The organism is Bremerella cremea (assembly GCF_039541315.1).
GTDB classification, from domain to species: domain Bacteria; phylum Planctomycetota; class Planctomycetia; order Pirellulales; family Pirellulaceae; genus Bremerella; species Bremerella cremea.
This window is the reverse complement of record NZ_BAABFZ010000005.1, coordinates 731,044-744,701: the sequence shown is the minus strand read 5'-3', so window position 1 is coordinate 744,701 and position 13,658 is coordinate 731,044. Positions and strand designations below refer to the sequence as shown.

Annotated in this window: 10 protein-coding genes; 6 read left to right on the top strand and 4 right to left on the bottom strand. The window is 56.9% G+C overall.

What is annotated here, in order from left to right:
- The first annotated feature begins 38 nt into the window (after nt 1–38).
- The 3 genes from ABD890_RS19910 to ABD890_RS19900 all read left to right on the top strand — a co-directional run bounded on the left by ABD890_RS19910 (nt 39) and on the right by ABD890_RS19900 (nt 7,474).
- Nucleotides 39–1,259: a metallophosphoesterase family protein gene (locus ABD890_RS19910; protein ID WP_345093854.1), complete on the top strand. Its 1,221-nt coding sequence runs from the start codon at nt 39–41 to the stop codon at nt 1,257–1,259.
- Between the two features lie 49 nt (nt 1,260–1,308).
- Nucleotides 1,309–5,223: an AAA family ATPase gene (locus tag ABD890_RS19905; RefSeq protein ID WP_345093852.1), complete on the top strand. Its 3,915-nt coding sequence runs from the start codon at nt 1,309–1,311 to the stop codon at nt 5,221–5,223.
- Between the two features lie 202 nt (nt 5,224–5,425).
- Nucleotides 5,426–7,474 carry a prolyl oligopeptidase family serine peptidase gene (locus tag ABD890_RS19900; RefSeq protein ID WP_345093850.1) on the top strand — a complete coding sequence of 683 codons (2,049 nt, stop codon included), beginning with the start codon at nt 5,426–5,428 and terminating at the stop codon, nt 7,472–7,474.
- An 87-nt stretch (nt 7,475–7,561) separates the two neighbouring features.
- On the opposite strand, the gene mqnC is transcribed toward ABD890_RS19900, so the two are convergent.
- The 3 genes from mqnC to ABD890_RS19885 form a co-directional block, all read right to left on the bottom strand.
- A complete protein-coding gene (gene mqnC / locus ABD890_RS19895; protein ID WP_345093848.1) occupies nt 7,562–8,689 on the bottom strand; it encodes a cyclic dehypoxanthinyl futalosine synthase in 1,128 nt (375 codons plus the stop codon).
- Nucleotides 8,667–9,515 (bottom strand): menaquinone biosynthetic enzyme MqnA/MqnD family protein, encoded by an 849-nt coding sequence (locus tag ABD890_RS19890; protein WP_345093846.1) that lies wholly within the window; start codon nt 9,513–9,515, stop codon nt 8,667–8,669. Before ABD890_RS19890 ends, mqnC begins: the two co-directional genes overlap by 23 nt.
- 105 nt (nt 9,516–9,620) lie before the next feature.
- Nucleotides 9,621–10,211 carry a hypothetical protein gene (locus ABD890_RS19885; RefSeq protein ID WP_345093845.1) on the bottom strand — a complete coding sequence of 197 codons (591 nt, stop codon included), beginning with the start codon at nt 10,209–10,211 and terminating at the stop codon, nt 9,621–9,623.
- A gap of 299 nt (nt 10,212–10,510) precedes the next feature.
- Here ABD890_RS19885 and ABD890_RS19880 point away from each other — a divergent pair, with 299 nt between their 5' ends.
- Complete coding sequence (locus tag ABD890_RS19880; protein WP_345093843.1) at nt 10,511–11,227, top strand: zinc ribbon domain-containing protein; 717 nt, start codon at nt 10,511–10,513, stop codon at nt 11,225–11,227.
- Between the two features lie 11 nt (nt 11,228–11,238).
- Here ABD890_RS19880 and miaA read toward each other — a convergent pair whose 3' ends face one another.
- Nucleotides 11,239–12,204, bottom strand: coding sequence for a tRNA (adenosine(37)-N6)-dimethylallyltransferase MiaA (miaA, locus tag ABD890_RS19875; protein ID WP_345093841.1), 966 nt, complete (start codon nt 12,202–12,204; stop codon nt 11,239–11,241).
- A gap of 203 nt (nt 12,205–12,407) precedes the next feature.
- Between miaA and ABD890_RS19870 the strand changes: the two genes are divergently transcribed.
- Complete coding sequence (locus ABD890_RS19870) at nt 12,408–12,734, top strand: phosphoribosyl-ATP diphosphatase (RefSeq protein ID WP_345093839.1); 327 nt, start codon at nt 12,408–12,410, stop codon at nt 12,732–12,734.
- A gap of 42 nt (nt 12,735–12,776) precedes the next feature.
- Nucleotides 12,777–13,628 carry an ATP phosphoribosyltransferase gene (hisG, locus tag ABD890_RS19865; RefSeq protein WP_345093837.1) on the top strand — a complete coding sequence of 284 codons (852 nt, stop codon included), beginning with the start codon at nt 12,777–12,779 and terminating at the stop codon, nt 13,626–13,628.
- Nucleotides 13,629–13,658 lie beyond the last annotated feature (30 nt).

Sequence of the window (13,658 nt, the reverse complement as noted above, 5' to 3'; positions counted from 1 at the left end):
CAAGTCGTTTCGAGGGCCGTCAGCCATGGAGAGAGGCCGTGACGCCTGGGTCACCATTCCGATTCATTCAAACCGGTGATATTCATCTCGATCAGCCGCTTGGCGGACTCGCTGAAGTCCCCAAGCATCTGCGCGAGATCTTCCTGACTGCGCCGCGTCAGGCCTTTCAGCAGGTGGTGGAAAACGCCTTGTTGCACGAGGTCGACTTCGTGCTGATTACCGGCAACATTCTCGACGTCCGGCAAAGCAGCCCCGTGATCGTTGGTTTTCTGCTCGATCAGCTCGAAACGCTGAACGACGCCGGCATCAAGGTTTATTGGGTTGGTGGCGAAATCGACCCACCGGCACGTTGGCCTGCTTCAATTCATCTGCCGCCAAACGTTCATACGATTGGTCCTGGCAAGCCGGTCGAGATTCTCCATCAACGTGGCAACGACGCCATTTGCACGATCATCGCCCAGGGATTCATCGGTCGCGATCCAGGCTGGAGCCAGTTCCGCCCCGATGCGGCAGGTTTGTTCACCATTGCCGCGCTGCATGGTGACTTTGAGCCAGAATCGATCGCCCGCAGCGGCATTCCTTACTGGGCACTCGGCGGGAAAGAACTTCGCAACAAGCTGGCGACTTCACCTTCCATGGCTTTGTACGCCGGTTCTCCCCAGGGACGAAACATTACTGCCAATGGTCAGCGCAGCTGCACACTGGTGGAAGTGGACGAAGAAGGGGATATCGCCATGGAAGCGGTCCCAACCGACGTCTGTCGCTGGCAAAGCGAAATCATCGAACTGGAAAACTGCAAAAAGCTCTCGGACCTCACGACGATCATCAAGAATCGTTTGAACACGCTTAACACGACCAAGGGAAACCGCCAGTTGATGATCGACTGGCGCGTGATTGTCGCCAACGAAGCGACCCGCGAACTGCTGAAAGAAGAAACCTGGCAAGAGGTCACCAACGAACTGAACAAGCAGTTCGGCGAAGAACCGATGGGTTCGTGGACCTATGAACTGACGGTCGAAACTGCCTCGGTCATTCCAGAAGCTTGGTACCAGGAACAATCGATCTGCGGCGATTATTTGCGTCTGACGCGAGAGCTGGCCGCCGATCCAAGTCTGCCGATCGAGCTGACACAATTCCTTGCCCCCGGGCACGAGGAAAGCCAGTTAGCCGAGGCAGTCGCTATCGAGTCACGAGAAAATCGCCGCCGCGTGTTGCAAGACGCACGCCGGTTGGGCGTCCAATTGCTGCGAGCCGAGTGATCGAAGACTTCGCAGGCCGAGCAAGTGGGCCATCTTCAGGAGTGAAGGGATGCAACTCAATCAAATTCAAATCGACGGTTTCGGCGTCTGGCACGACCTGAGTGTCGAGCAGTTGTCGCCAACCATCACCGTTCTGTTCGGTCACAACGAAGCGGGAAAGAGCACGCTGCTGCACTTTCTTCGCACGATGCTTTACGGCCAAGAGCCCGACCTGGAACGTCGCTATTTGCCACCGATCCATGGTGGCGAGCCAGGCGGTGGGCTGCGCGTGAATGGAGCGATGGGCCGCTTTAAGGTGGTGCGTCGGTTCAATCACGATGGCAGCGAAGAACAGGTCTGGATCGAAGCTTCCGATGGTTCCCGGCAAAGTCGTGCCCAGTTAGATGCCTTGCTGGAAGGTGTCGACCGCCTGACTTACAGCAACATCTTCGCCGTTGGTCTGCGCGAAATGCAGTTGCTGGCGACCCTCGACGATAGCGTCGCCGCTCAGAAGATCTATGAACTGACCAGCGGACTCGATCGTATCTCGCTCGCCGAAGTGATGCGTGAGTTGGAAGCTTCCCGTTGCCGCTTGATCTCGGGCCGGGACGAAGAAGCCCTGGTCGACAAGCTGCTGGAAAAGCATCAGATCCTGAAGAAGGAAATCGAACAACTTCGCGGCGGCACCCAGGAATGGTCGAACCTGATCAACCAGCGTCGAGCCCTGCAAACGCAAATCGATCAGTTCCAGTTCAAAGTTGCCGATCTCGAACGCCTCGCCCAGTTCATTGAACTGGGACAGTCGCTTCGCCCTGAAATCCAGCGCCGCAATAAACTGCAAGAGAAGATCGCGGCATACGGCGAACTGCCGGAAGTCTCGCGGGATACGCTGCGTCACCTGCATTCGCTGCAGGATCAAATCTCGAAGAAGCGGACCAAGTGCCGCGATTTGCGTGCCCAGTACACGGAACTTCGCGAACGCCATAGCTCGATTCCGGTCAACCAGGAACTGGCCCGCCAGGCAGCCCGTGTGGATGCGTTGGGGGAACAACGCCAGTGGATCCTATCGCTGACGCAGCAGCTCGAACGCAACAAAGAAGAAGAAACGCAGATCCGCTCCGAGATCGAAGATCTGTGGGAACAGACCGGCGTGAAAACTCGGGCCGGGAAGAACCCTGACCTGAGCCGCAAGCAGCTTCGCTCGCTTCGCGAACCGCTGCGGACCCTGGAACGCTCGACCGAAGAGCTGGAATCGGCTCGAAAACACACTTCGACCCACGACGAAGAACTGCTCGGCGTCGAAAGCGAAGTCGAAGAATCGCTGACTTCGCTCGGTGAAGAAGACCTGAACAAGGCCCTCGCCAAGGCCGGCGATCTGGTCAATTTGCTTCGTCGCCGGATTCAGGTCGAAGATAAGATCGACCAGATTCGCCTTCAGTACCGCGAGTCAGAAGGGGAAACGCACGACCTGCTCGAAGACCAGATCACCCCGAAGCCAGAGATGGTGATGCTGGGTGCGATGTTTATCGTGGGCAGCTCGATGACGCTGTATTCGATGTTTGGTCCTGCCTTGCTGATTGGCTGGCAGTTGGGCCACTTCGGTTGGATCTTCGGCACCATGGCGATGGTGGCGTCGTACAGCATGAAGCGAAAGCTCGACAACGAATCGGCCCAACGTTTCGATTCGGCCAAGCGTCAGTTGATGCTGCTCGATCAGCAAATGGACAAGGCGGTTACCGAACAGAAAGAGCTCGACATCGCACTGCCGCGTGGCAATGGCGCGTTGATGGCTCGTCTGAAGTCGGCCGAAGATCATCTGACTCGCCTGGAAGAACTGATTCCACTGGGCCATAAGCTGGGTGAAGTTCGCGAAAAGCAGGAAACCAGCACCCGTCAGATCAGCGAGCTGGAATCGGCAGTCGTTCAAGCCAAGAAACGTTGGAAAGAAACGCTTCGCGTGCTCGATTTGCCGGAAGACATCAACCCAGATCGGGTGAAGTCGCTCGGTCGGTTCCTGGCTCAGATTCATCAATATCGCAAGCGTTTGAAGGCGATCCAGGGCGAAAACGAAATCGCCCTGCGAGAACGCGATGCCCTGCTAACCCGGATTTCGCACCTGGCCAAAGATGTCGGTGTGGCACCAAAGACCCAGGACGCCTTGCTGCTGTTGGATCAGTTGGAAGACGATCTGCTGCGTCAGGAAGGGAAGCACAAGCAGCGGACTGGCTTGTTCGAGCAAGGTCAGAAGGTTCGTGGTGACTTCCGCCGTGTGGCCGAAGAAGCGAAAGAGCTGATGGCCGAACGCGAGCAACTGCTGGAAGAAGCCAGCAGCAGCGACGAAGAAGAGTACCTCACTTGGATCGTCAAAACTGAAGAAGTCGAAGAGCTGGAAGCGAAGCTCGAAGCTCTGACCGAAACGATCGACGAGAAGATCGGTACCGAAAGCACACTGGAAGAAATTGAAGCCTGGCTCGAAACGACCGTCAGCAAAGAAGCCGACGAACAGCTGGCCAAGCTGTTGGCAGATCATCAGCATTCTGAAAAGCGGATGCAGGAATGTTTCGAGCGTCGCGGCGAACTGAAGGTTCAGCTTGAGACGCTCGAGAAGAACGATCGCCTGCTGCATGCCCAGCTTGAACTTTCCGAAGTGGAAGCTCAGCTCGAGAAGGCCATTGAAAATTGGCAGACGCTGGCGACCACGTCGTGCATCCTCGAACAGATTCGCCGCGTCTACGAAAGCGACCGTCAGCCCGAAACGCTGCGATTGGCATCGTCGTACATGCGTAAGCTGACCGACGATCGCTACATCCGCATTTGGACGCCACTGCACGAAAACACGCTGTTCGTCGAAGAACGTGATGCCGACTCGAAGAGCCTGGCTCACTTGAGCGAAGGTACCCGGGAACAGGTCTTCCTCAGCGTTCGTCTCGCGTTGATTCATTTGTTCGCTCGCCAGGGCCGCGTCTTGCCGGTCATCCTGGACGATGTGCTGGTGAACTTTGACTCGAAGCGATCGAAGGCGACCGCTAATCTATTCCGCGAGTTTGCTGCGGAAGGGCATCAACTGCTGATCTTTACCTGCCACGAACACATCGCGGCCATGTTCCAGGACATGGGGGCCGACGTTCGCCAGCTGCCTAAGTTCACCGGCCTTTGCCGACCAGGCCTGATCGATATCGATCAGCCCATGCCGAAGATGGAACTGGAAGCTCCCAAGCCAGAACCGGAGCTGGAACCAGAGCCCGCGCCTGAGCCGAAGCCAGCCCCAAAGAAGGTGAAGTCGACTCCGCTGCCAAAGGGCGAGATCACCGTTCACATCGAAAACCCTAAGCCAGAGCCGGTTCCATTCCAGGCCGCCAGATTCACCGAAGTCGTTCTGCCACCTTACGTGCCGATCCACTTCGAAGTGATCAAGAAGCCGGTTTTCGAAGACATCGCCCTGCCAATCGTCGAAGTGCCGAACGATCTCGTTCGGTTGCGTGTCGACGTGCTGCAAGAAGAAGTCAGCTACCGCCTGAAGGGTAGCGACGTGACCGATCCGCATCGGTTGTCGCTGGCCGACTTCGACGTCGACATGAGTGCTCCGGCAAACTACCGATTGAAAGATGCCGATGGCGACCGCAAGGTGGCCATCGACTGGGACGCCTTGTTGGCCGAAGAGCCGGTTGACGAAGAACCCTACGAAGAAGAAGTCGAGTTCCCGGTGGCGGACGCCATTCTGGAACCAGAAGCCGAACTCGACTGGGAACCCGATCCAGAGCCGGAACCTGAGCCCGAGCCAGTGCTCGAACTGGTTCCTGAACCAAAACCAGAACCGGTTTTGATCCCGGCTCCGAAGAAGAAAAAGATGCGAATCCGCTACGTCTATACGCAGCAGGAAGAGTTCGGTTGGGACTCCCCTCGCCGCTGGTACGAAGAAAAGGATCCTCGCAAAGATCACGACGAAATCGAAGTTCGCCAGGAAATCGTCGACGACGAGGACTAAGCTGACGCAAGCGACTCGATTCCACGCCCAAGGGTAGCCACGGCTACCCTTTTTCTTTGCGCTTTGCCGATCGAAGGCAGGCAAAAAATCTCTAACTTTCCGCTATTGTTTCCTCGCAGGGGCTCAGTAGTTAAAATCGAGGCAGCTTCGCCAAGCCCCAAATCTTCGCTTGGCCCGATTCCCTCCCACCTGGATCGACCTCATGCACAAACTCCTTCTCCTGGTATTTGCGTTTTGTCTGGCGGCCTTGCCGGCCTGGGCGGATGGTCCCGCCGATAACATTGCCTCGAACGTTCGCCCGATTCCTCCGGAAGGGATCGAAGTCCCGGCTGATGATGCCGACCAACTCGCGCAAGGGCTCGAACGGCTCGACGATTTGATCAAGAAGCTGAAGATGCGGCGCGACGCCCGCACCCCGCAGTTGCTGCCAGACGTCGAGATCTATTCCCGAGCGATTCACCAGGCACTCAAGTATCGCGAGTTCTACAAACCGAACGACATCGCCGCCGCCAAGCAAACGCTGACCGAAGGCTTGAACCGTGCCGAGGCTCTGCTGGACGGCAAGGCTCCCTGGACGACACAGACCGGACTGGTTGTGCGTGGATATCGCTCGAAGATCGATCAAACCGTTCAGCCTTACGGACTCGAAATTCCCGCCAATTACGACTTTGCATCGGCCGAACCATTCCGTTTGGATGTCTGGCTGCATGGTCGTGGCGAACGCAATACCGAGGCTAACTTCATTGCCGAACGAGCCTCGCGGCCTGGCCAGTACCAGCCAGAGCGGACCATCGTGCTGCATCCTTTCGGGCGCTACTGCAATGCGTTTAAGTTCGCCGGCGAGATCGATGTGTTGGAATCGATGGACCACGTGAAAGGCAACTATCGCATCGACGACAACCGCGTGGCGATCCGCGGGTTCTCGATGGGGGGCGCTGGTTGCTGGCAGATGGCGGTTCATTATCCAAGCCTTTTCTTTGCCGCGAATCCAGGTGCCGGTTTCTCGGAAACGCCGTTGTTTCTCGATGTCTTCCAGAATGAAACCTTAGAGCCAACCTGGTACGAAAAGACGTTGTGGCAGTGGTACGATTGCCCGGGCTATTGCATCAATCTGGCCAACTTGCCGACGGTGGCCTACAGCGGCGAAATCGATAAGCAGAAGCAAGCCGCCGATGTGATGGAAGAAGCCCTGCGTCAGGAAAAGATGAATCTGACGCATGTGATCGGTCCCGATACCAAGCACGCGATTCATGCCGATTCGAAGAAGATCATTTCCGCCAAGCTCGATGCGATTGCCGAAGCAGGACGCAATAAAACACCCCGAACGATCCAGTTCGCAACGTTCACGCTTCGTTACCCAGAGGTGCATTGGATCAAAGTTTGTGGCTTGCAAGAGCATTGGAAGCAGGCCCGCGTTTTGGCTGCCGTGCAAGATTATGGTCGTGTTGCGATTGCCACCGACAATGTCAGCCGATTGGAATTGAATCTGCCGGCCGGGCAAGACATTCTGCAAGGCATACGAGGTGCAGTAACGTTATCGCTTTCGCCAATCGCCGCCGGAGCCGGTAGCAAACGCCAAGAACTGAAAGTCCCTGGTCCCGAGACCGATCGATCGTGGAGTTGCAAGTTGCAGTGGGATGGTCAGCAGTGGCAAGTCGGTTGGACCGATGGCGATGTCCTGGCCAAGGTACCAGGCTTACAGGGACCTATCGATGACGCGTTTCTCGATTCGTTTGTCGTCGTCAGTCCGACAGGGAAAGCCAACAACGAAAAGGTTCATGCCTGGGCGGTTGGCGAAATGGAACACTTTGTGAATGAGTGGCGTCGGCAGTTCCGCGGCGATGCGATCGTCCGCGAAGACAACGCGATCTCGGACGCCGATATTGCCAACAGCAATCTAATTCTGTTCGGCGACCCCGGCAGCAACAGTGTGTTGGCAAAGATTGCCGACAAGCTTCCGATCCAGTGGACCAAGGATGAAGTGAAGGTCGGAGAGCAAACGTTCAAGGCGAACGAGAACGCCCCGGTCTTGATCTACCCGAACCCGTTGAATCCGAAGAAGTATGTGGTGATCAACAGCGGCTTCACCTATCGCGAGTATGCCTATCTGAACAACGCTCGCCAGGTACCCAAGCTGCCCGACTGGGCCGTGGTCGATATCAACACGCCGCCCGACGCCCTTTGGCCCGGTAAGATCGTCGCCGCCGACTTCTTTGACGAAGCCTGGCAGTTGAAGCCCGCCAAAAAATAAGACTGGTTGGCGAAACAAGCATCGACGAAAAAAGCCCCAAGGCAAATCACCTTGGGGCTTTTTGTTGTTCGATGTCGAACGGCTCGCCTACGAGAGCGTGACCAGTTCTTTGTTCCGCAGCACGTTGGCCTGAACGGCTTTCATCTCGTGCTCTTTCGGCAGCAATTCGTAATGGACGTTTCGTTGACGCGGCTCGAAACCGAGTTCGGTAATCGCATCACGAATCTCTTGCAGCGTCAGGAAGTGAACGGTGCCAGCCTCGGCCACCACGTTCTCTTCGATCATCAAGCTGCCCATGTCATTCGCTCCGTAGAGCATGGCGAGCTGCCCCACCTTCAGCCCCTGGGTAACCCAGCTCGACTGAATGTTGTGGATGTTATCGAGGTAAAGCCGCGAGACCGCCTGGGTCTTCAGGTACTCGAACGTTCCGCGGGCCGGAATGTGGGCCATGTCGGTGTGGTCTGGCTGGAAGGTCCAGCAGATGTAAGCCGTGAAGCCGCCGGTTTCGTCCTGCAACTGACGCAGGCGTTCGAGGTGCTCGATGCGTTCGGCCAGGGTTTCAACATGGCCGAACATCATCGTCGCCGAACTGTGGCCTCCCAGTTCGTGCCAGACTCGCATCACGTCGAGCCAGTCGTCGGTCATCACCTTGCCGCGGGTCAGTTCGTTACGAACACGGTCGACCAAAATCTCGGCACCACCGCCCGGTAAGCTACCCAGGCCGGCGTCTTTCAAACGCTGCAGCACTTCTCGCAAAGGCAACTTGTTGACCTTGGTGAAGTGATAGATCTCGGGCGGGCTGAACGCGTGCAGGTTGATCTGGGGGAAGTTGGTCCGAATGTCGCTGAGCAGTTCTTCATACCACTCCAGCTTGTACTTCGGATGCAGACCCCCTTGCATCAAGATTTGATCCCCACCAAGGGCGACTGTTTCTTCGACCTTCTTCAGGATCTCTTCCCGCGGCAGGACGTAACCTTCATCGCTTTTCGGATTGCGATAGAACGCGCAGAAGTGGCAGACCGCCGTGCAGATGTTCGTGTAGTTGATGTTGCGATCGATGTTGTAGGTACGGTAGTTCTCCGGGTGCATCCGGCGCGAAACCGCATCGGCTGCTCGGCCGATCGCCAGCAGGTCGTTCGATTCGAGAATCTGCAGACCTTCTTCAGGTGTCAGTCGCTCGCCCGCGACTGCTTTATCGAGCAATTTCGCAATCATCGTAAATCGGTGTCCTGCCACTGGGAGCCAGGTCGAGCCCAGCGGCCAATTCGTAGTAACGCTTCAGTCCGGCCTTTTCCTGCGGGCCAAGGGTGAAGTGTAAATTATCGTGGAAGTAGTGGAAACACTCGCTCGTCGTCAGACGATGCTTCGGTGCTTCGCGTTCGGCAATCATCTGCAAATTGTCGAGTCCGCCGTTGCGGGCATGCATCAAGGCCTGCGAGATCGCTTCGGTCTGAATGCCAGGCCGGGCAACCCACATCGCAAACACAAATGGCAAGCCGGTCCATTGGACCCAGGTCTCACCCAGGTCCCAAACTTCCACCGCGTCGATCGCCGGTGGATGGATGGCTCGGTCGCCGATCAGCAAGATGGCGTCCGCTTCGCAATCACGCATATCGCTGCCCAGCGGCAACGCTTGAAGCTGCGGCCGGACGCCCAATCGCTCGGCCAGTAAAATCTTGGCCAAGGCGGCACTGGTTCGCGAACCTTCGTCGAGGGCCAGCGTGCGAACTTGTTCCGGGGGCGTGCGGAAGAAGATCTTCACGCTCCAAACCGGGCCGAGACAGCCAATGCAGGCGTCGGTGATGATGCGATAACCGTCACCAAGGAAATACTCGATCGACGGAATCAACGCCACGTCGAGTAGGCCTAGCGCAAGCTGATCGGCCAGATGGCTTGGGTAGTCGAACGTCAGGCTGAACGGCGTGTCGGCGTCGTCCAAGCCATGCACCAGCGGCTTGGTGTTCAAGTAGCGGACGGCCCCAACGCGAGGCTTCATGGCGACAGCGTTCACGGTGTTTTTCGCACCCATCAGTTCAGGCAAGTTACCGGGTTTCTCCGCGAGTTGAACCGATTTTCGCGGGGAAGCGTAACCCCCTAAATCGCTCAATGACGCCGATTTAGGGAACCATCTCTTAGCGTACGAAGACTATGGCTCGAAGGGAAGGTCGGACAGTCCGCTTATCACAATCCGGCATACCGCTTTCCAGGGGATCAGGTGGACCTGATATTTCTCGGACTCCATCTTTCGAGCGAAATATCCGAGCTCTGGCGTCGATTTTTCCACAGAGAACTGCTGCGGCACGAGTACTTCCCCCTCGGGAAGGTGGACCTCGAAGCGGGTTTCTGCCGTTCGATTTTGCCAAAGCTCCCGAAATTCGAGGAACATTCGTAGCGATTCACCGCTGGCCGGCGAATGGGAGGCAGCCTTCAGTCCAATCGACGAATGCAAAACCTCGGACGTTTCGGCCTCGTCTCGGCCGCCCAGGTCGGTGAAGTCGGCCAGGCCGGAACCATCGAAATCGCCAGATGTGGAAAGGGACCCCACCCCCGAGGACGAAGTCGAAGCGGCCTTGGCAAGCTGAATCGAGTCGTGCGAAGGTTGTCCCGATGGATTGGGAACACGGAAACGAACGTTGCAATGGGGGCACTTGCCGGGCTGGCCTTCCAGGCGTTTCGGTGCATTCAAACGGTGCCCATTCGGGCAAAGAAACACGATTGTCTCTGGTTTCGTGTTCAAGATGACTCCTGGCGGTGAATGCCGGAAAGGTACAGCGTATCAATTCGGCTCGGAATTCTGCCCGCCTTGATGCCACTAGTTTAAGGGGGCGATGTGAGGGATTGATGAAAACCGGGAGACAGGATTCCGAAATGCAGGAGTGTTGTCGAAGTTTCGCCAAAGGATCGACGTAAGTCTCTTCGTTTCGACGCATTATCAACAGCCAGATCATTGACTAAAATGTGGGCCCGGGCCAAGTTAAAGGCCGCGGGTCAGCTTTTCCTCCGACCTCCCGCTTCAGCCTCTTTTCGCGGAACAACATGGCCGAACAGCAAGAAAAAATACGCGTAACATGCCCCAGCTGCTTCAAACGCTTTGAAGTCAGCGCCAAGTTCGCCGGTCGGGAAGGCCCTTGTCCCAACTGTAAGAAGACGATCAAGGTTCCGGAACTGAGCGAAACGGTCGTCCTTCGCGAACGCGAAGAATTCGGCGGTGTGAAAAGCGCCTCCGGCAAGCTGGTCTTCAAGCCAGTGGCTCGCGAAGACGTGAAGTTCTCGCCAACCGTGTTGGCGGTTGTGATGGTCGCGGCATTGTCGACCTTCCTAATCGCCTTTTTCATTGGTCACTCGACCGAAGATCCGAGCGGTTTGACTTGGATTGTGGTCGCTGGCAGCTATCTGATCGCCGTGCCGATCTGCTGGAGCGGATACTGGTTTCTGCGAGACGACGAATACGAACCTTACGCCGGCCAGGAACTTTGGGGACGCGTGCTGATTTGCTCGGCTGCGTATGCTGTGCTGTGGGGAATCTACGCGTTTCTGGTGGGCTACTGGGATCTGAGCCCGAATCTGAACGAGTACTTGCCGTACTACGTGATGATGGCCGCGTTTTGCGTGGTATTCGGCGGGCTGGCCGCGGCGGGCTCGTTTGACATTTCGCCGCTATCGGGCGGGCTGCACTTCTCGTTCTACCTGATAATCACGCTGCTTTTGCGGCTGACAATGGGCTTGTCGGCCTATTACGTGAACTGGTGGTAGTTCTCGCCCGACTAGGTCCTACTGGCGCGACCTAGTTGTTCGATCTGCTCGGCGACCGCATTGGCGTCGAGCTCGCCTTCCAGAGGGATTTCGCGGCATTCGTTCAAGCTGCGGAACCATGTGCATTGTCGCTTGGCGAACTGACGGGTTCGGGCTTTGACGCGATCTTTACTGGTTTCCAGATCTTGTTTGCCTTCCAGGAAGTCAATCACTTCCTGATAGCCGACGGCCTGCAGGGCAGTTGTGCCGAGCGGCGAATGCTTTTCGACCAGGCGCTCGACTTCTGCAACCAGACCTTCCTCGAACATTTGTTCGACGCGGGAATTGATCCGGTCGTGCAGTGTTGGGCGATCCCACGAAAGCCAGAAGGCTCGACAATCTTCCGGTCGGGCATGATCGTCGAACTCGAATTGATAGTGGCTCATCGGCTGGCCGGTCGTGTGATGCACTTCCAGGGCCCGAATGATTCGCCGGATGTCGTTTTCGTGGATGCGATTGGCGGCCAGCGGATCGACCATCTTCAATCGGTCGTGCAGAGCCTTGTTGCCCACCCGGCCCGCTTCCTCTTCCAGGGCCTGGCGGAACGCTTTGTCAGGGGCCGGCCCTTCCGAGAGGCCTCGCAGCAGAGCTTTCAGATAAAGAGGCGTTCCACCGACAAACAGGACTTCTTTGCCTCGGCTGCGGATTTCGATCGCGGCGGCCTGGGCCATCTCGAGATAGTGCGAAATGCTCGAGTTTTCGGTCGGATCGAGCACATCGATCAGGTGATGAGGCGCCTCGGATTGCTCGGCTGCGGTCGGCTTGGCGGTGCCAATATCCATGTCGCGATAGAGCGACATCGAGTCGAGCGCGATGATTTCCCCGTTAATTTTCTTGGCCAGCTGCAATCCAATGCGCGTCTTGCCACTGGCGGTCGCTCCGGAAAGAAACCAGCAATCGAGGAAGGTAAACTCTTTGTCTGTCGAGGGATTCGTCATGCTTTGCGGGGCGTTTTTAAGGCCTAAACCCTGAAAACTGCGGATGTTAAGGTTCGTTGGGGGGCCAATTTTCAGTTTTCCCCTAGCCGACTACAATACTAGATTCCTGGCCACCCGATGAGGAGGGCTGGGATTTTCCACGCGTCGACCTTTGCTGCGAGAGGGGCCGAACATTGTCCGGCGAATCGAACTCTGATAATCGTGTGAACGTCTTATCCGCCCTGATGGCGGTGATTGAAGACCGCCGCGCGAACCCACCTGAGAAATCGTACACCACGAAGTTGTTCAACGGCGGCGTCCCCAAGATCGGCGAAAAGATCATGGAAGAAGCCGCCGAAGTGGTCGAAGCCGCCGGCGAAGAGGGAGACGAAGGACGTCAGCATTTGATCTACGAAGCTGGCGACCTGATTTATCACTTGTTCGTCATGCTGGGGCACAAAGGAATCGCCCTGGAAGAAGTCGAAGCGGAACTGGGCCGACGATTCGGCGTTTCGGGCATCGACGAAAAAGCTTCCCGCCCCCAAAAGTAAACAGACTCACTCGCTCTAGCACCCAACCCCAAGCATTGAATCATGGAAAACTTTCGTATCGGCATTCCCAGCAAAGGGCGTCTGGCTGAGGTCGCCACGGAACTGTTAGGCGACGCTGGACTCAAATTCCGTCGCCAGGACCGCAGCTTGTTTGCTCGGGTACGCGACATGCCGATCGACATCACCTTCCTGCGAACTGATGACATTCCGGTTTTGTGTGCCGAAGGTGCCATCGACATGGGGATCACCGGCAGCGACCTGGTTCAAGAAGCGGAAGTCGAAGTCGATACCCGCATGGAACTAGGCGTTGGCAAGTGCCGCCTGGCATTGTGCGTTCCAGAAGATACCAGCTGGAACACGGTTGGTGACATGAAGCAGTGTCGCGTCGCGACCAGCTTCCCGAACGTGACCCGTCAGTATCTGGAAGCAAACGGGGCCCAGCCACACCTGGTGAACCTGTCAGGCTCGGTCGAAGTGATGATCTCGCTTGGTATCGCCGACGCGATTGTCGACCTGGTTGAAACCGGCAGCACGCTGGCCGCGAACCGATTGAAGATCTTCGCCGAAATCGGCAGCTACGAAACGGTGCTGATCCAGAACAAGCAGAAGCGGATGCCGGAACTGGCCGACCGCATCGTTCGTCGGCTGGAAGGTGTGGTGATCGCTCGCGACTATTCGCTGCTGGAATACAACATCCGCCGCGAAAACCTGGCCGCCGCCGAAGCCATTACGCCGGGCTTCAACTCGCCAACGATCAACCCGCTGGAAGACGAAGCGTGGTGTGCCGTCCGGGCCATGGTCAAACGCAAAGAAGTGATCGACGTGATGGAAAAGCTGGAACAGCTCGGAGCATCCGCGATCCTGCAAACCAACATCGCCAACTGCCGCCTGTAGTCGGCGAGTCTTGTAAACCGTCTGCAGCAA

Bases quoted from the DNA above. Each gene is read 5' to 3' on its own strand.
- ABD890_RS19905 (WP_345093852.1), top strand. From the start codon at position 1,309: ATGCAACTCAATCAAATTCAAATCGACGGTTTCGGCGTCTGGCACGAC.
- ABD890_RS19900 (WP_345093850.1), top strand. From the start codon at position 5,426: ATGCACAAACTCCTTCTCCTGGTATTTGCGTTTTGTCTGGCGGCCTTG.
- mqnC (WP_345093848.1), bottom strand. From the start codon at position 8,689: ATGATTGCGAAATTGCTCGATAAAGCAGTCGCGGGCGAGCGACTGACA.
- ABD890_RS19880 (WP_345093843.1), top strand. From the start codon at position 10,511: ATGGCCGAACAGCAAGAAAAAATACGCGTAACATGCCCCAGCTGCTTC.
- miaA (WP_345093841.1), bottom strand. From the start codon at position 12,204: ATGACGAATCCCTCGACAGACAAAGAGTTTACCTTCCTCGATTGCTGG.
- hisG (WP_345093837.1), top strand. From the start codon at position 12,777: ATGGAAAACTTTCGTATCGGCATTCCCAGCAAAGGGCGTCTGGCTGAG.